15 protein-coding genes are annotated in these 16,448 nt (G+C 71.1%); 6 read left to right on the top strand and 9 right to left on the bottom strand.

Annotated elements, in window-relative coordinates:
* Position 1 precedes the first annotated feature (1 nt).
* The 5 genes from NV348_RS07310 to NV348_RS07290 all read right to left on the bottom strand — a co-directional run bounded on the left by NV348_RS07310 (position 2) and on the right by NV348_RS07290 (position 5,337).
* Positions 2 to 757, bottom strand: a complete 756-nt coding sequence (locus NV348_RS07310; protein ID WP_447146327.1) for a thioesterase II family protein — start codon at positions 755 to 757, stop codon at positions 2 to 4.
* A 139-nt stretch (positions 758 to 896) separates the two neighbouring features.
* Positions 897 to 1,154 carry an HPr family phosphocarrier protein gene (locus tag NV348_RS07305; RefSeq protein WP_447146326.1) on the bottom strand — a complete coding sequence of 86 codons (258 nt, stop codon included), beginning with the start codon at positions 1,152 to 1,154 and terminating at the stop codon, positions 897 to 899.
* A gap of 26 nt (positions 1,155 to 1,180) precedes the next feature.
* On the bottom strand, positions 1,181 to 3,451 hold the full coding sequence (locus tag NV348_RS07300; RefSeq protein WP_447146325.1) for a PTS fructose transporter subunit IIABC: 2,271 nt from the start codon (positions 3,449 to 3,451) through the stop codon (positions 1,181 to 1,183).
* A 126-nt stretch (positions 3,452 to 3,577) separates the two neighbouring features.
* The gene (locus NV348_RS07295; RefSeq protein ID WP_447146324.1) at positions 3,578 to 4,573 is read right to left on the bottom strand and encodes a 1-phosphofructokinase family hexose kinase; all 996 of its coding nucleotides are present in this window, start codon (positions 4,571 to 4,573) and stop codon (positions 3,578 to 3,580) included.
* A complete protein-coding gene (locus NV348_RS07290; protein WP_447146323.1) occupies positions 4,570 to 5,337 on the bottom strand; it encodes a DeoR/GlpR family DNA-binding transcription regulator in 768 nt (255 codons plus the stop codon). Before NV348_RS07290 ends, NV348_RS07295 begins: the two co-directional genes overlap by 4 nt.
* Positions 5,338 to 5,610: 273 nt before the next feature.
* On the opposite strand from NV348_RS07290, the gene NV348_RS07285 reads away from it, so the two are divergent.
* A complete protein-coding gene (locus NV348_RS07285) occupies positions 5,611 to 6,429 on the top strand; it encodes an amino acid-binding protein (protein WP_447146322.1) in 819 nt (272 codons plus the stop codon).
* Here NV348_RS07285 and NV348_RS07280 read toward each other — a convergent pair whose 3' ends face one another.
* On the bottom strand, positions 6,430 to 6,654 hold the full coding sequence (locus NV348_RS07280) for a hypothetical protein (protein ID WP_447146321.1): 225 nt from the start codon (positions 6,652 to 6,654) through the stop codon (positions 6,430 to 6,432). It lies immediately after the preceding gene.
* Positions 6,655 to 6,761: 107 nt separating this feature from the next.
* On the opposite strand from NV348_RS07280, the gene NV348_RS07275 reads away from it, so the two are divergent.
* Positions 6,762 to 7,937: an alpha-hydroxy-acid oxidizing protein gene (locus NV348_RS07275; RefSeq protein WP_447146320.1), complete on the top strand. Its 1,176-nt coding sequence runs from the start codon at positions 6,762 to 6,764 to the stop codon at positions 7,935 to 7,937.
* A gap of 139 nt (positions 7,938 to 8,076) precedes the next feature.
* Complete coding sequence (locus NV348_RS07270) at positions 8,077 to 8,838, top strand: DUF6319 family protein (protein WP_447146319.1); 762 nt, start codon at positions 8,077 to 8,079, stop codon at positions 8,836 to 8,838.
* Positions 8,839 to 9,098: 260 nt separating this feature from the next.
* Here NV348_RS07270 and NV348_RS07265 read toward each other — a convergent pair whose 3' ends face one another.
* On the bottom strand, positions 9,099 to 10,601 hold the full coding sequence (locus NV348_RS07265) for a diguanylate cyclase (RefSeq protein WP_447146318.1): 1,503 nt from the start codon (positions 10,599 to 10,601) through the stop codon (positions 9,099 to 9,101).
* A 221-nt stretch (positions 10,602 to 10,822) separates the two neighbouring features.
* Between NV348_RS07265 and galK the strand changes: the two genes are divergently transcribed.
* Positions 10,823 to 11,944, top strand: coding sequence for a galactokinase (galK, locus tag NV348_RS07260; RefSeq protein ID WP_447146317.1), 1,122 nt, complete (start codon positions 10,823 to 10,825; stop codon positions 11,942 to 11,944).
* Between the two features lie 101 nt (positions 11,945 to 12,045).
* Positions 12,046 to 13,386 (top strand): family 1 glycosylhydrolase, encoded by a 1,341-nt coding sequence (locus NV348_RS07255; RefSeq protein ID WP_447146316.1) that lies wholly within the window; start codon positions 12,046 to 12,048, stop codon positions 13,384 to 13,386.
* A 36-nt stretch (positions 13,387 to 13,422) separates the two neighbouring features.
* Here NV348_RS07255 and NV348_RS07250 read toward each other — a convergent pair whose 3' ends face one another.
* Positions 13,423 to 15,003 carry an alkaline phosphatase D family protein gene (locus tag NV348_RS07250; protein WP_447146315.1) on the bottom strand — a complete coding sequence of 527 codons (1,581 nt, stop codon included), beginning with the start codon at positions 15,001 to 15,003 and terminating at the stop codon, positions 13,423 to 13,425.
* Positions 15,004 to 15,195: 192 nt separating this feature from the next.
* The gene (locus NV348_RS07245; RefSeq protein ID WP_447146314.1) at positions 15,196 to 15,684 is read right to left on the bottom strand and encodes a DUF420 domain-containing protein; all 489 of its coding nucleotides are present in this window, start codon (positions 15,682 to 15,684) and stop codon (positions 15,196 to 15,198) included.
* Between the two features lie 161 nt (positions 15,685 to 15,845).
* On the opposite strand from NV348_RS07245, the gene NV348_RS07240 reads away from it, so the two are divergent.
* Positions 15,846 to 16,436, top strand: a complete 591-nt coding sequence (locus NV348_RS07240; RefSeq protein ID WP_447146313.1) for a TetR/AcrR family transcriptional regulator — start codon at positions 15,846 to 15,848, stop codon at positions 16,434 to 16,436.
* The last annotated feature ends 12 nt before the right edge of the window (positions 16,437 to 16,448 follow it).

Genomic DNA, 16,448 nt, shown 5'->3' with positions numbered 1-16,448 from the left:
GCTAGCGCGACAACGCTCGCGCGCTGTGCTCGCGGATCAGGCGGCCGATGCCGTCGAGGTTCGCGTCGAGGTAGAAGTGGCCGCCGGGGAAGGTCGTCGCGACGAAGCCGCCCGTGGTGTGCGCACCCCACGCCTCGATGTCGGCGAGCTGCGCGTCGGCGTCACTCGCGCCCGCCAGCGCGACGATCGGGCTGGCGACCGTCGTCTCGGGGGCGCACGTGTAGGTCTCGATGGCGCGGTAGTCGTTGCGCGTGATCGCGAGGATGAGCTGCCGGAACTCGGGATCGGCGAGCAGCGCCGGTGGGGTGCCGCCGAACTCGAGCAGCTGCGCGGCCAGTTCCCGATCGCCCAGCAGGTGCACGGTGCCGGGCTGCGGCGCCGACGGGGCGCGCCGACCGGAGGCGAACAGGACCCGCGCGGTCGCGCCCGCTTCCCGCTCCAGCCGTCGGCAGGTCTCGAACGCGACCACCGAGCCCATGCTGTGGCCGAAGGCGAAGAAGTTCTCGTCGCCGTCGAGCGCCTCGATCAGCTCGGGCAGCAGCCCGTCGACCAGACCGGAAATGCTGTCGACGAGCGGTTCCTGCCGCCGATCCTGGCGCCCGGGGTACTGCACGGCGTGCACGTCGTAGTCCGCGCCGATCGACTTGGCCAGCGGCCCGAACGCGAGAGCGGAACCGCCGGCGTGCGGAAAGCAGACCAGCTTGCGGGATTCCGCGCCCGGGGCGGGGGACAGGCGACGCAGCCAGCGAGTACCCATAGGGCAGAGGGCCTTTCGAGAGAACTGAAGTACGAGCTCCTCGAATGTACCCGGGGGTAACGCCATCACGCCTGTCGGCGGCGGCGGGCGAACGCCGCGCGGCCACCCGGTGGACGGATGGCCGCGGGCGGTCGGACGGTCAGGCGTCGAGGTCGCTGGCGACCATCTCGGTGATCTTGTCCAGGGTCGGCTGGTCGTCGCAAGTGATCACCACTTCGGCGCCTTGGCCCGCGCCGAGGGTCATGATCATCAGCGCCGATCCCGCGTCGACCGGGTCGCTGCCGACCAGCGCGATGGTGACCGGAACCCCGGCCGCGCCGACGGCTTCGGCGATCAGGGCGGCGGGACGGGCGTGCAGGCCGATCGAGGAACCGACGGTGACGGTGGTGCTGGCCATGGGATATCTCCTTGTGTGTGAACGGGTTACGCGGTGGTGAGGACGGGGGACACGGACTGCTTGCGGGTGAACTCCTTGGCGAGGGTCACGCACAGCGCGGCGACCACGGTGCCCGCCAGCAGTGCCAGCACGAACCAGGCCAGGTGCCCGATCGCGAAGAACACGAAGATGCCGCCGTGCGGTGCGCTCAGCGTCACGCCGGTCGCCATCACCAGCCCGCCGGTGACCGCGCCGCCGATCATCATCGAGGGCAGCACCCGCAGCGGGTCGGCCGCGGCGAACGGGATCGCGCCCTCGGAGATGAACGAGGCGCCCAGCAGCCAGGCGGCCTTGCCGTTCTCCCGCTCGGCCTCGGTGTAGAGGCGCGGGCGCACGGTGGTCGACAGCGCCATCGCCAGCGGCGGCACCATGCCGGCGGCCATCACTGCGGCCATGATCCGCAGCGTCGCGGTGTCGGTCACCGACAGGCCCGCGACGGCGAAGGCATAGGCGGCCTTGTTGACGGGCCCGCCGAGGTCGAAGCACATCATCACGCCCAGGATCACACCGAGCGCGATCGCCGAGGTGCCGGACAGGCCGCTGAGCCAATCGGTGAGTCCGTTGGTGACGGCCGCGAGCGGCTTGCCGAGCAGGACGAACATCGCGACGCCGACGATCAGCGAGGCGAGCAGCGGAATCACCACCACGGGCATCAGGCCGCGCGCCCACGTCGGCACCGGCAGCCTGCCGACCCACAGTGCCGCGAAACCCGCCACCAGACCGCCGACCAGACCGCCGAGGAACCCGGCCCCGACGAACACCGCGATGGCGCCCGCGGTGAAACCCGGTGCGAGACCGGGCCGGTCGGCGATCGCGAAGGCGATGTAGCCGGCCAGCGCGGGCACCAGGAAGCCGAACGCGAGCGCGCCGATCTGGAACAGGACCGCGCCGAAGTAGGTGGCCAGGCCGCCGTCGGGCAGGTCGGTGAGCGAGTTGTTCAGCACGATGTCTTTCGCGCTGTCGGAGATCTCGTACCCGCCGAGCAGGAAACTCAGCGCGATCAGCAGGCCGCCCGCCGCGACGAACGGGATCATGTAGCTGACGCCGGTGAGCAGGATCTGCCGCAGCCGGGTGCCCCAGCCGATGCTCTTGGCCGCCGCTGCCGCCGGGGCCGGAGCCGCACCGCCGACCGTCGCCGCGCCCGGGGTGGTGCTCGCCGCGACCGCCTCGGCGAGCATCGTGTCCGGTTCGTTGATGGCCCGTTTGACGCCGGACTCGACGACCGGCTTGCCCGCGAACCTGCCCCGATCCTTCACCCCCACATCGGTGGCGAAGATGACCGCGTCGGCCGCGGCGATGGTGGCCGGGTCCAGCGTGTCGCCGCCGCTGGAACCCTGGGTCTCCACGGCCACATCGACTCCGGCGCGCTCGCCTGCGGCGACGAGGGAATCGGCTGCCATGTAGGTATGGGCGATGCCGGTCGGACAGGCGGTGACCGCGACAATCTTTGTCCGTGCGGCCGCGCTTCCGCCGGAAGTCCTTGCGGCGCTGCCTGTTCCGGAATGCGGATCACCGGCCGTGGCTGTGGCCGCACTATCGCCGGAAGCCTCCGTGGCGCTGCCTGTTCCGGAGGACAGCTCGGCGTTGGTGGATGTGGCTGCGGCCGAAGGTATTTCGGCGGCGGGCCTGACCTGCGCCCCCGTGCTGTCGGTGGCTGCGGCAGCGGTGCCTGCACCGGGGGCGGTGCTCGCGGCTGCGGAGCTACCCGTGGTGTCACGGTCATCGGCCGGCGATTCGGGCGCGGTGGTTGCCCGTGGCGTAGTTCCGCTCGTCGGAGTGGCGGCGCCAGGTGCGGTGGCGGGCGGTGGGTTGATGACACCGTCGACCAGGGCGACGATGTCGGCGGGCGTCGCGGCCGACCGCAGCTCGGCGACGAAGGCCGGTCGGACGAGCGCGCGGGCCAGTGACGACAGCAGCTTCATGTGCTCGGCGCCCGCTCCTTCCGGCGCGGCGATCAGGAACACCAGGTCGGCGGGGCCGTCCGGGGCGCCGAAGTCGACGCCGGGGGAGAGGCGGGCGAAGGCCAGGGACGCGCTGGTGACGGCCGCCGCTCGGCAGTGCGGGATGGCGATGCCGCCGGGGAGTCCGGTGGCCGACTGCGCTTCCCGGTCCAGGGTTGCCCGGCTTACCGCGTCGGCGTCGCTCGCGCGGCCCGCTGCGGCGAGCCTGCCGGCGAGCGCGTTGATCACCGTGTCCTTGTCGGCGCCGAGATCGGCGTCGAGAGTGATCAGGTCGGTGGTGATGATCGAATCGGCCATCGTGGTGTCTTTCGGGAGTGGGGTGGAGCGGAAGGGCGAGTCAGCTGATCGGCAGTGGCGGTCGGGTAGGCGAGTCCAGCGGCTGACGCGGCGGAAGCCGGTCGTCCGGACGTCGGCGCGCGGTGCTCATGCCGACGCCGGTGGGAGCTGGGAGGTCGCCCGGAGCGGGTGCGCGGTGACCGCGTCGAGCTGGACATCCGCCGGGCCGGGCAGTTCGGTCCCCGGCAGCGCGGCGGCCGCGCTGCCGTAGGCGACGGCGGCGCGCAGCCGGTCGGCGGGGCCCGCGCCGGCCGAGTCGGCGAGCAAGTAGCCCGCGAGGGCGGAGTCACCCGCGCCGACGGCGCTGCGCGGCACGATCGGCGGGGCCGGGGCGAACCAGGCGTCCTCGGCGGTGACCAGCACCGCGCCCGCGGCGCCGAGGGTCGCCAGCACCGCGCCGACACCGCGCTCGATCAGGCCGGTGGCGGCGGCAGCGGCGGCCCCGGGGTCCTCGAGGTCGACGGGGTCGAGCCCGGTCAGCTGGGCGAGCTCATCGGAGTTCGGCTTGATGAGATCGGGTGCGACGCGGCTTGCTTCGGCGAACAGTGCGAGCAGGGGCGCGTCGGAGGTATCGACCGCGATCCGGGTGCGGCTCGCCCCGTTCGCGGACGCGCCGACCGGCGACAGGGTGGCGACCAGCTCGGCGTACCAGTCGACCGGCACCGCGGGCGGCAGCGAACCCGACAGCACGATCCACTCGGCGTCGGCGGCCAGCTCGACCAGCACCGCGGTCAGCTCGGCTAGATCGCGGCCGGTCAGCGGGCGGCCCGGGGCGTTGATCTTGGTGGTGGTGCCGTCGGTTTCGGCGATCGTCAGATTGATCCGCGGTTCGCCCGGCACCGGCACCGTGCGGAATCCGATACCCGCCGTGCGCAATCCGTGCACCACGGGATCGTCCTCGGCCCCGGGCAGCACGGCCACGACCGGCACGCCGGCGGCCGCGACGACTCGCGCGACGTTGACGCCCTTGCCGCCGGGCTGCGCGGTGACACCGGCGGCGCGGTGCACCTGTCCGCGCCGCAGCGGTTCGGTGAGGGTGACCGTCCGGTCCACGCTCGGATTCGCGGTCAGCGTGACGATCATGCGAGTACCACCTCGATGCCGGCCGCGACCAGGTCCGCGTGCGCGGTGGCCGGGATATCGGAATCGGTGACCAGGACATCGATGTCGTCGGTGCTGCCGAACCGGACGAAGTCCTCGCGCCCGACCTTGCCCCCGTCGGCGACCACCACGACCCGGTCGGCGGCGGCGATCATCGCGCGTTTCACCGCGGCCTCCTCCGGGTCGGGCGTCGACAAGCCGTGCCGGACCGTGAGCGCATTGGTGCCGACGAAAGCGACGTCGACGCGCAGCTCGCCGAGCACCCGCAGCGTCTCGGCGCCGACGGCCGCCTGGGTGACCCCGCGCACCCGCCCGCCGAGCAGGTGCACCCGCACCCCGGCGAAGCCGGTGAGCCGGGTGGCGATCGGCAGCGAGTTGGTGACGGCGACGAGCTCGAGATCGGTCGGCAGCTCGGCGGCCACCCTGGCCGTCGTCGTGCCCGCGTCGAACAGCACGCTGCCGCCGGCAGCGGGCAGGAACCGCTGGGCCAGCACGGCGATGCGGTCCTTCTCGGCGGCGCGGGTGCTGTCGCGTTCGGCGGTGCCCAGCTCGATGGTGGTCAGCGCACCGGCGCCGACCGCGCCGCCGTGTACCCGCCGGATCAGGCCGAGCCGGTCCAGGATGGCGAGGTCGCGGCGCACGGTCTCGGTGGTGACCCCGTACTGATCGGCCAGTTCGGCGACGGAGACCCGCCCGCGATGCCCGATCAGGGTCGTGATCGCCTGCTGCCGTTCCTCGGCGTACATGGGTTCCTCCGATTCGGTGAATGTGTACTCATGTTGTTTTATGCCCGATTGTGTGGCTTTGTCAATGGTTTGCGGTGAGCCGAGTCACAATCGTTGCCCGTGTCTATCGCCGGTCACTGTCCGGCCGAAGGTGTCCGCTGTCACATACGCGCGCTGTGCGTGGTGGGTATCACTACGGAAGACGTTGCAGGTCAAGCGGTTTCGGAGCGGCTGTCACGCCCCGTTTACGTGTCTCGTCGATGATCGACACGTGCGTGGGTGACGCTGACCCGCATGTGGCGAATCGCAGTGCGACCCCGTGTCACGGCCCTGGCCTGCGAGGTGTGCGGGCGCTTGCCGCACCCGCGCCGCACCCGGCTGGCGCTGGCCAAACTGGCGGCGGTGTTCCCGGTGGAGCTGGCGCTGCACGCGCTGGTGATCCACCTGCACCCGCCCTACCTGCTCACCGTCGCCCTGCTGACGATCACCACCACGATCCTGGTGATCTGGGTGGTCGAACCGGGCGCGATGCGCATGCTGGGCGGCTGGCTGCACGGTCCGGAACTACGGCACCGCGACCGGATCGACGAGGCGCAGGCGCTGTGGCGGATCCGGGTCAGGCTGGCGGATCGGCCGGGCGCGCTGGAGACGCTGGCCAAACACCTGGCGCAGCGCGGGGCCAACATCCTGACGGTGCACGTGCATCAACTCGAGGACGCGGTACTCGACGAACTCGTCGTCGCCGCGCCCGAAGGGGTCACCGTGCACAGTCTCACCGCGGCGGTGGCGCAGGCGGGGGGATCGGGAGTGCGGGTCTGGCCCGCGACGGTGCTGTCGTTGATCGACGGCCAGACCAAGGCGCTGGCCATCGCGGCCCGGATCGTGGGCGATCCGGACGAATTGCCCTTGGCTGTGGCCGAATTGCTCGGCGCGCGCTATCTCGCGCCCGGCACGCCCGCGGCGGGCGATGTGGGGGAGGGCACCGTGCTCGAACTCGAACGCGACGACGATCGCTGGGGATTCGTGCGCCCCGACGAACCGTTCACGCCCGCCGAGATCGCGCGTGCGCACCGGCTCGCCGACCTGGCCGCGCTCACCGCGCGCCGACGGTGATCAGTCGAAGCCGAGATCGGCGGTGAGCGGATCGCGTAAAGCGCCCTCGGCAGCGCGTAGTCGGTCGGTGACCGAGGTGAGCAGGTCCATCGAATCCTGGGAGAGGCCACAGGCGAGGAGGGTGAGGTAGCGGATGGCATCGTTGGTGATGCGCTGAGCGAGGAGAACGTCCGGGTCGGCGGGTGCGGCCGAGTGTTCGACGAGGGTCACGACAGGGGCACTCACAATCTCGGAACGTGCTGCTGGGTACGCTGCTGTCTACTTACGAGTATGACGCACCTTACATCCCCCCTGGGGTCTGTGAACCACGGCTCGCATGCGAAAGTTCTGCGATGAGTCAGTTCGCCGACTATCAGAACGAGATCTATCTGGCCGCGCTCGGTGGGAACCTGCCCGAATTTCCCATGGACTACGCGACGCTCGAGCGCAAGGCGACCGCCGCGCTGCCCGACACGCTGCTGAACTACATCGCCGGTGGCGCGGGCGACGAGCTCACCCAGCGCCGCAACGCCGAGGCCTTCGCCGACTGGGGCCTGGTGCCCCGGATGCTGGTCGGCGCGACCGAGCGCGACCTCACGGTCACCGCCTTCGGGCACACCTTCGCCAGTCCACTGTTCCTCGCGCCGGTCGGGGTGATCGGCCTGGTCGGCGAGAACGGCCACGGTGACATCGCGGTGGCTCAGGCGTCGGCGAAAACCGGTGTGCCCGCGATGTTCTCGACCCTGATGGAAGACCCGCTCGAGGACGTCCGCCCGCACGCGGGCGACACGCCGTCGTTCTTCCAGCTGTACACGCCGAAGAACCGGGAGCTGGCCGAGAGCCTGGTCCGCCGCGCCGAGGCCGCCGGTTACGCGGGCATCACCGTCACCCTCGACACCTGGGTGCCCGGCTGGCGTCCGCGCGACCTGTCCAGCGGCAACTTCCCGCAGCTGCGCGGGCACGTGCTGAAGAACTACACCAGCGACCCGGTGTTCCAGGCGATGGTCGGCTCCGATGATCCCAAGCTGATTGTCCTGCACTGGATCGCGACCTTCGGCAACTCGCTGACCTGGGACGACCTGACCTGGCTGCGCTCGCTGACCGAGCTGCCGATCATCCTCAAGGGCATCTCGCACCCCGAGGACGCGCGCAAGGCGATCGACTTCGGCGCCGACGGCATCTACTGCTCCAATCACGGTGGGCGCCAGGCCAACGGCGGGCTCAGCGCGATCGAGACGCTGCCCGCCGTCGTCGCCGCGTGCGACGACCGGGTGCCGGTGCTGTTCGACTCCGGCGTCCGCTCCGGCGCCGACGTCGTCAAGGCGCTGGGCCTGGGCGCGACCATGGTCGGGCTCGGCAGGCCGTACGTGTACGGGCTGGCGCTGGGCGGAGTCCGCGGGCTGGTGCACCTGCTGCGCAGCTACGCGGCCGAAGCCGATCTGCTGATGGCGGTCAACGGGTACCCCGATGTCGCCGCGGTGCGCGCGAACATCCGTCCGACGACCGCGGGCAACGCCGCCCGGAGCTGATCGCGGGCACGGCCGGGAAGCCCGTCATCGGACGGGTTTTCGGGCCGTGCCGGTGGGCTCGCCAGGAACATGTCGGTGGCGTGCGGCATCATCTCCAGCACACCACGCTGTAGAACGCACCAACCTTCCGGAGTCCACGATGTCCTCGCCGAGCACCAAGTCCGCATCCCGCCGATCCGCCCCGCAGGTACTGTCCGAGGCCGAGCTCGCGCGCATCGCGGGTGAGCTGGCCGACGGTAAACCGCCGATGGTGTGGTTCACCGCCGCCGCTGTCGGGGTCGCGGAGGGCAAGTCGGGCAAGGTCGTCGCCCTCGGCGACCCGGCCGACGGCGACTTCCTGCAGGTGAAGCCGACCGGTTCCAAAGATGTGCTGTCGTTCGGACCGAGCGAGGTGACGCTGACCAAGCCGGCCCGCGCGACTACCGTAGCGCCGGGCGGATCCTCGCGGACCCGCCCGGAGAGTGTCCCCGAGCCGAGCAATCGAAAGGACCACACTGTGACCCAGCCGTCGACCCTGCCGAGCGCCGCACCGACGCCGCCCGCTCCTCGGTCGCTCGCGCCCGTCCCCGACGAGGCCGCCCCCGCGCCCAAGCCGGCCACGCCGCGTCCGGCCAAGACCCCGGTGGCGCGCAAGCCCAAGGCGCCCGAGGTGACCGTCACCCTCACCGGCACCGCCGACGGCGAGTGGACCGTCGACGTGGTCAACGGCAAGAAGCGCAGCGTGAAGGGACTGACGGTGAGCAGTGGCGCCGTCGCCCAGGCCGCCAAGATCCTGCACCCGGAGGTCGAGGAAGTCGTGGCCGGCATCCTGGAGGCCGCCCGCGGCGCGCAGGAGGCCAAGGTCGCCCAGCTGCAGGCCGAACTGGAGGCGGCCAAAAGGCTTCTTGCTGAGTTGAATTGAGCGCTGGCGCGCTCGAGTTCGCGGCCCCTTGGTCCCGCCGGTCAGGCACCGTTGCTTGCTCCTTCGTCGCGGTCGCAACGGCGCCTGACCGGCGGGACGGCCGCGAACCGCCGCTGCGCGGCGGCCCCTCCTCGAGGTCGGGGCGTGCGTGGCCTGGACGGCGGTGCTGCTTCGTTTGCGCAACGGTGCCTGACCGGCGGGATGGCTGCGAACCGCCGCTGCGCCGCGGCGGACCCTTCTCGAGGTCGGGGCGTCGTCGGCTAGACAGCGGTGCTGCTTCGTTTGCTCGCGTGTAGTACCGGGCGGTGGGTGGGTGCTTGGCGGGAGGTGTCGTGGAAGGCTAGGCCGAGGCGGTATTCCTTGGCGTGGTACATCGCCGCGTCGGCGGCGCGGATCAGGTCGTAGACCGTCGAGTCGGTCGGCCGGGTGGCCACGCAGGCGACGCCGATGCTGGCGGTGATGGGGATCTCGCCGCAGCTCAGATCGAACGGGCGCACGAACGCGCCGAGCAGTTGCTGGGCGAGTACGGCCGCTTCGGCGCGGCCGCGGGCGCCGAGCACGACGAACTCGTCGCCGCCGTAGCGGGCGGTGACGTCGCTGCGGCGGGCGGTGCGGCGGATGCGGGCGGCGGCCTCGGCGATCAGTTCGTCGCCGACGGCGTGCCCGTAACTGTCGTTGACCATCTTGAAGCCGTCGAGGTCGATGAACAACAGGCACAACGGTTTTCCGGCCCACTCCCGGCGGTGCCGGTGCGGCGCCCGCAGCAGCGCGCCCCGGTTGAACAGGCCGGTGAGCAGATCGTGGTCGGCCTGGTACTGGGCGCGACGTTCGCTGCGCAGGCTCCGGGCGATCGCGCGCTCGCTGCGCACCAGCACCCCGACCAGCAGCAGCGTGAGCAGCAGGCAGATCACCACCCGGTCGCCCGGCCCGAGGTCGGCGCCGACGACGCTCACCAGCGAGGCGGCGACCAGGGCCACCGCGATCACCCCGGCACGCCTGCGCGACCGGTGCGGGTGCGCGTCGTCGGCCACGTGCGTCACGCCCATGGTGGGGTGCAGCGCGGCCAGCCCCGCCAGCAGATACGCCCACTGCTGCGGCACCAGCGCGAACCCGCTGTCGACCAGGACGGTGCCCGCGGCGGTGAGACTCTCGAGCAGGCCACCGACGAGCACCGCGATCAGCGCAGCCTGGAGCAGCCGCAACGCGGTCTCGCTCCGGACCACGGTGGCCAGCGAATGCGCGAGCACGGTCAGCAGCAGCGCGTCGATCACCGGGTAGCTCGCGGCCAGCGCGGCGTCGAAACCGGTGTGGTGGCGCAGGATCGGCGAGATCAGAAAGGTCCATGAGGCCAGCAGGGCACTGATCCCGATCAGCATCGAATCGAGCCACAGATCCCGGGCGCCGGCCACGCGCCGCGGTTGCAGCCAGCCCACCGCCGCCAGGCCGAGGCACAGGTAGGCGGCCACGGTGCACAGATCGTCGACCGGATGCCACGCACCGTACAGACCGAGTTCGCGTATCGCGGTGCCCGAGGCGAACAGCGGGACCGAGGCGGCCAGCAGATACCAGGGCAGCCGATGGGCGGGCCGGTGGCTGTACAGGCCGAAGCCGATCATCGCCAGGCTGCCCGCGACGATCACGATCAGCAGCAGAAACGACAGTGACCGCGTGCCGAGCAGCGGCGCGAGCAGTGCAGCCCCCGCCGCGCCGAGGACGACCGCGTACCAGCGCGGGCTCCTGTGGCGTGTCTCGCTGATGGTCATCAGCCCCCCTCGATCCTGCTGCGCACGCGACGAGCGCCGATCGAACGTAAGAGACGCTCAAAACCTTTACAGCTCAGTCGATCATGACACGTCCGGCACCCGGTTGTCGTGCCCTTGACGGCATTGCCGGATACCGATTCGGTACCCGGTATCCGCCGCCCGACCGGCGGGGTGTGTGGTGGGATCGCGGCAGCGTCGACGACAGCGGAGGAGCCGAGGGAATGGGCAGGTGGATCGCGCCGGGCCGGGTCAACATCATCGGTGAGCACACCGACTACAACGACGGGTTCGTGCTGCCCATCGCGCTGCCGCTCGGCGTCGTCTGCTCGGCCGGACCCACCGGCGACGGCCGGGTCCGGCTCACCTCGGCGCAGCGTTCGGGCGAGGTCGTCGTGGTCACCGTGGAAGAGCTTGCCGCGCAGCGTGATCGGGTGCCCGGGTGGGCGCGCTATCCGCTCGGCGTCGTGGTGGAATTCGTGCGCCGCGGGTATCCGATCGCGGGGGTGCGCCTCGACGTCGACGGCGCGGTGCCGATCGGGGCGGGGCTGTCGTCCTCGGCGGCACTGTGCTGCGCGGTGACGGTGGCGCTGCGCGATCTGTACGCGCCCGGACTCACCGATCGCGCCGTCGTCGAGATCGCCCGCGCCGCGGAGAACGGTTTCGCCGGGGTGCCGACCGGCGTGCTCGACCAGTCCGCGTCGATCCTGTGCGCGGCGGGTCACGCGCTGTTCCTCGACGTGCGCGCCTTCACCGCGCCCGATGGGCCGGAACCCGTTGCGGTGGAACAGATTCCGTTCGATCTCGCGGCAGCGGGGCTGGCGCTGGTCGTCGCCGACACCGGTCATCCGCACGACCTGGCCGACGGCGCCTACGCCGAACGCCGGGCGCAGTGCGAGGCGGCCGCCGCCGCACTGGGTGTGCGCGCCCTGCGCGATGCCACCGTGGCCGATCTGCCCCGGCTCGCCGACCCGCTGCTGCGGCGACGGGCGACCCATGTGGTCACCGAGAACGCGCGGGTCCTCGCCGTCGTGGACCAGCTGCGCTCGGGCGCCGATCCGAGGGCCGTCGGCGCTGCGCTCACCGCGTCGCACCGGTCGCTGCGCGACGAATTCGAGGTGTCGGCGCCCGCGCTCGACCTCGCGGTCGACGCGGCACTGGCGGCGGGCGCGCACGGCGCGCGCCTGGTCGGCGGCGGGTTCGGCGGCAGCGTGCTGGCGCTGGCCGACCGCTCGGGCGCCGACCGGGTGGCCGCGCGGATCGAGGAGCGATTCGCGGCAGCGGGTCTCCCGGCGCCCCGGGTCTTCACCGTCGAACCGGCCGCCGGGGCGCGCCGGCTGGACTGAACACGAGGTGGCGTAGCTCGCTGAATCCGCCACATATTGGACAGGTGACCAGTAAAGTCCGGGCTGCTGACCGCTCGAACACCTGGGGAGATCCTGCCGATATGAGACGCACGCGCATCCTGTGCACGATTCTGTCGACGATCGCCCTCGTCTTCGGCGGGGGTGCCACGGTGGGCGCGGCGCCCAGCGGGTCCGGCACGGGCAGCGCCGCGGCCGCGCCGACGAGTGTGCCCGCGCTCGGCGCCGACTTCCTCTGGGGTGTCTCCATGTCCGGGTTCCAATCCGAGGGCCATGCGCCGGACAGCAATTGGAGCCGATACGCCAACTCGGGAAAGGCGCGCGACCGGTACGGCGATTCGGTCGACTTCTACACCCGGTACGCCGAGGACATCGATCTGGCGGCCGGTTTGGGGGTGCGGGTCTTCCGGCTGAGTATCGAGTGGGCACGGGTGCAGCCGCGCGCGGATGTCTGGGACGACAACGACTTCCGGTTCTACGACGCGGTCGTCCAGAAGATCCGGGCGGCGGGGATGCGGCCCATGCTCACCCTCGACCACTGGGTCGTCCCGGGCTGGGCGGCGGACCGGGGTGGCTGGAAGAGCCAGGGCATGGTCGCCGACTGGCTGGCCAATATGCGCCGGGTGGTCGACCGGTACGCGGGGTTCGATCCGCTGTGGGTGACCATCAACGAACCGATGGGATACGTGGCGCAGTCGATCAAGATCGGTGACATCGGGCCGCTGGATGCCGTGCCGATGTTCGATCGGCTGGTGCAGGCGCACGGGGCGATCTACGACTACATCCACCAGCGGCAGCCGGGCGCGTGGGTGACCAGCAATGTGGCGCAGTATCCGATCGTGCAGAACCTGACGGACCTGCTGTTCGTCGATCGGGTCCGGGACAAGCTCGACTACCTCGGGATCGACTTCTATTACGGTGTCTCGCTGGAGCATCCGCCGACCACCGCGCTGGTGGGCGATGAGCTGTGGAAGAACGCCATCGAGCCCGAGGGCATCTACTACGACCTGCGCACCTACGCCGAGAAATTCCCCGGCCTGCCGATCTATGTGGTGGAGAACGGACTGCCGACCGAGAACGGCGCGCCGCGCCACGACGGCTACACCCGCGCCGACCATCTGCGCGACACGGTGTACTGGATCCAGCGTGCCGAGCTCGACGGCATCGACGTCATCGGCTACAACTACTGGAGCCTCACCGACAACTACGAATGGGGCAGCTACGCACCGCGTTTCGGCCTGTACACCGTCGACGCGACCACCGACCCGAGCCTGACCCGCCGCCCCACCGACGCGGTGGCCGCCCTGCGCGCCATCACCGCCTCGCACGGCGTCCCGGCGGACTACCGCCCGACCCGCGCACCCGCGCTCTGCTCCATCGTCACTCCGCTGCAGAGCTGCCTGCGTCCGGTCTCGGTGCCGTGAGTGCCCTGTGCCGAACGCGCCTCGATCAGTGGGTCGTTACGCGGGACTTGCCCCCGCGACACCATCTTGCACAACGAAACTCGCGCGGGTGGTGATCGGCGCCCCCGGGCGGGTGACATACGGCAGCACCCGGAAATCGGTGCGCCACACCTGATGATCGAGGTCGACCCGGGCGTAGCCGCGCTGCCGGTTGTAGAACTTCATGTCCGGATTGGCCGACAGGAGGGCCCGTCCGGCGTCGGTGAGGTCCGCGCCGTCGCCGCCGGTGGTGATCGAGGTGCCGGTGAATTCGGTGGCCACGACCGGTGATTCGGGGTCGGCGTAGTCCCCGCGCAGGTCGGCGACGTAGTTCTCGTGGCGGTCGCCGGTGATCACCACGAGATTGCCCGCCGTGCGGGCGGCGGCCGCACCGAGCACCGTGTTGCGGTCGGCGATGTAGCCGTCCCAGGCGTCGGTGCCGAGCAGCAGTTCCGGGCCCGGGTCGTAGTCGGACTGCGCCATCGCGACCTGATTGCCGAGCACCTGCCAGCGCGTGGGCGAGGTGGTCAAGCCGTCGACGAGCCAGTCCCGTTGCGCCGCACCGAGGATCGTGCGGTCGGTGGCGAAACGATCGTCGCAGCCGGTGACCGCGGTGCCGTCGCCGCAGGCCTGCGGGGAGCGGTACTGCCTGGTGTCGATCATGGTGAACTCGGCCAGATCGCCGAATCGGTAGCGCCGGTGCAGGTGCACGCTCGGTCCGGTGGGCAGCTGGGCCAGCCGCATCGGCTGGTGCTCGTACATGGCCTGGAAGGCGGCGGCCTTGCGGTTCCGATATGGCAGGGGCAGCCGGTACACGTCGAGACCGAGTCCCGGCTGCGACCCGGCCCAGTTGTTGTCGAGCTCGTGGTCGTCGAAGGTGACCAGCCAGGGAAACGCCGCGTGCGCGCCCTGCAACGGCAGCTCGGCCTTGGCCTGCGCGTACCTGAGCCGGTAGCCCGCCAGGTTCACCGCCTCGCCTTCCAGCTGCGGCGGCAGGCTCGCGCCGCGGCGCGCGAGCACCCAGGACGACTCGTAGATGTAATCGCCCAGATGTACGACCAGGTCCAGATCCTCGGCGCCGAGATGCTCGTAGGCGGTGTAGTACCCGGAGCTCCAGGATTGGCACGACGCGAAGGCGAAGCGCAGCCGGTTGGTCGGGCTGCCCGCCACGGGCGCGGTGCGGGTGCGGCCGACGGGGGAGATCGCCGAGCCCGCCCGGAATCGGTAGAAGTACCACCGGTCCGGTGCCAGCCCGGCGACCTCGGGATGCACGCTGTGGCCGAGCGCGCGGGTCGCCACCGCCGCACCCCTGGCCACGACCCTGGTGAACCGTTCGTCCTCGGCGACCTCGTAGTCGACGGTCACCGGGTCGATCGGCATCCCGCCGTAGCCGTCGGGTGCCAGCGGGTCGGGCGCGAGCCGCGTCCACAGCACCACACCGTCGGCGGTCGGCTCCCCGGAGGCGACGCCGAGCGAGAACGGTTCGCCGAGTGTGCGCGGCGCGGGGAAGCGGGCGCTGCTCACCGCCGACACACCGACCGCGGCCGCGACCGAACCGGTCACGCCGAAGCGCAGGAGCTGCCGACGGGACAATGTCATCGCCCAGTCGTCCTTTCGCCGTCACCGAATGTGGGGTTCACCTCCGATTCTGTCCGGCCCGGCCCCGGCGCGCGAACGAAACGGTGACGCGGTGCGATCGCTGGCCGAATACGCCGACCGCGACGGGTCTGTACCCCGAGGCCGCGGCCCGAGCCCGCCGCCGACCGCCGGACGCTCGAATGGTACGGCCGGTCAGGCGACGAAAGCGAGCCAGTAGAAGACCCAGCAGGACACCGCGGTCAGTGTCATATCGATCGCCGCGACCGTGGCCCACCGCCGGTGCCACGCAGCGTGCGCGCCCGGGTGCGGCGGATTGCCGAAATTGCGCACCGCCCGCACGATCACCACCGGCCACAGCAGGACCGAGGTGACCGCGAACACCAGGTGGATCGCCAGCGATGTCGACACCGCGGTGGACACCGTGCCGCCCACGACTCCCGCGGAGCGCTCCTGCCAGCCATTGAAGCGCACATCCAGCTCGAACAGCACGACGGCGACCAGCAGCGCGACACCCAGTCCGAGCTGAACCCCGCGGTGTAGCCGGAACCGCCGGCCGACCTTGACCTGGTACACACTCCACCCGAGGGCGAGCACCACCAGCACCATCAACGTCACCATCATGTCCATCGCGATCGACGCCCTCGTGCCGAGGAAGCCGTCGATCCCACTAAAGTCGTTCACCGCAGTAGCTCCGTGTCGTCGGGTGCGCGGCGCAGACCCTGACCAGGTTCGGGGCGCACAGGGATCCCTCTTGGAGACACGGTGTCTCCAAGAGCTCGACGGCACGTTAGCACGTACCCGAACTGGAACCAGACACGGGGAAAAGAAAGCAGCCGAGGTCCATGCCCAAGATCAATGCGGACAGCGTCCGCGCGCATCGCGCCCAAGTACTCGCGGCGCTGATCGACAGCGCCGAGTTCCTCCTGACCCAGGACAGCGACACCACCCTGACCGCCGGGGCGGTGGCGGCCCGCGCCGGCATCGCCCGCAACAGCATCTACCGCTACGTCGACTCGATCGACGATCTGATCGAGATGGTGGTCACCCGCGGCTTCCCGCGCTGGACGAGCGCGGTCCGCGACGCGGTCGAGGCCGCACCGACACCAGCCGCAGGCGTGGTGGCGTACGTGCGCGTCAACATCGAGCAGGCCGTCGACGGGGATCACGCCTGGCGCACCGCGCTCTCGCGGATGAACCTCTCGGCCACCGCGAGAGCGCGGGTGATCGCGCTGCACACCGAACTGGCCGACCTCCTGCGCGGGGAACTGTCCGCAGCGGCGGTGACGAATCCCGCCCTGGTGACGGAGTCACTACAGGCGCTGGTCGACGCGTGCGTGCGCCGGGTCGACGCGGGAGACGACCCGGCCACCGTCATCGACTACGCCGGCCGCGTCGCCGCCGTCCTCGTCAGCGAGGCAACGGCCGCCCCGTAGCCGACTGCGCAC

It is taken from the genome of Nocardia fodinahabitans (genome assembly GCF_052983615.1).
This window is presented reverse-complemented; position numbering and strand designations above follow the sequence as displayed.

Coding starts and splice junctions, on each gene's coding strand:
- NV348_RS07310 (WP_447146327.1), bottom strand. CDS start 757: ATGGGTACTCGCTGGCTGCGTCGCCTGTCCCCCGCCCCGGGCGCGGAA.
- NV348_RS07305 (WP_447146326.1), bottom strand. CDS start 1,154: ATGGCCAGCACCACCGTCACCGTCGGTTCCTCGATCGGCCTGCACGCC.
- NV348_RS07300 (WP_447146325.1), bottom strand. CDS start 3,451: ATGGCCGATTCGATCATCACCACCGACCTGATCACTCTCGACGCCGAT.
- NV348_RS07295 (WP_447146324.1), bottom strand. CDS start 4,573: ATGATCGTCACGCTGACCGCGAATCCGAGCGTGGACCGGACGGTCACC.
- NV348_RS07290 (WP_447146323.1), bottom strand. CDS start 5,337: ATGTACGCCGAGGAACGGCAGCAGGCGATCACGACCCTGATCGGGCAT.
- NV348_RS07285 (WP_447146322.1), top strand. CDS start 5,611: ATGTGGCGAATCGCAGTGCGACCCCGTGTCACGGCCCTGGCCTGCGAG.
- NV348_RS07275 (WP_447146320.1), top strand. CDS start 6,762: ATGAGTCAGTTCGCCGACTATCAGAACGAGATCTATCTGGCCGCGCTC.
- NV348_RS07270 (WP_447146319.1), top strand. CDS start 8,077: ATGTCCTCGCCGAGCACCAAGTCCGCATCCCGCCGATCCGCCCCGCAG.
- NV348_RS07265 (WP_447146318.1), bottom strand. CDS start 10,601: ATGACCATCAGCGAGACACGCCACAGGAGCCCGCGCTGGTACGCGGTC.
- galK (WP_447146317.1), top strand. CDS start 10,823: ATGGGCAGGTGGATCGCGCCGGGCCGGGTCAACATCATCGGTGAGCAC.
- NV348_RS07255 (WP_447146316.1), top strand. CDS start 12,046: ATGAGACGCACGCGCATCCTGTGCACGATTCTGTCGACGATCGCCCTC.
- NV348_RS07250 (WP_447146315.1), bottom strand. CDS start 15,003: ATGACATTGTCCCGTCGGCAGCTCCTGCGCTTCGGCGTGACCGGTTCG.
- NV348_RS07240 (WP_447146313.1), top strand. CDS start 15,846: ATGCCCAAGATCAATGCGGACAGCGTCCGCGCGCATCGCGCCCAAGTA.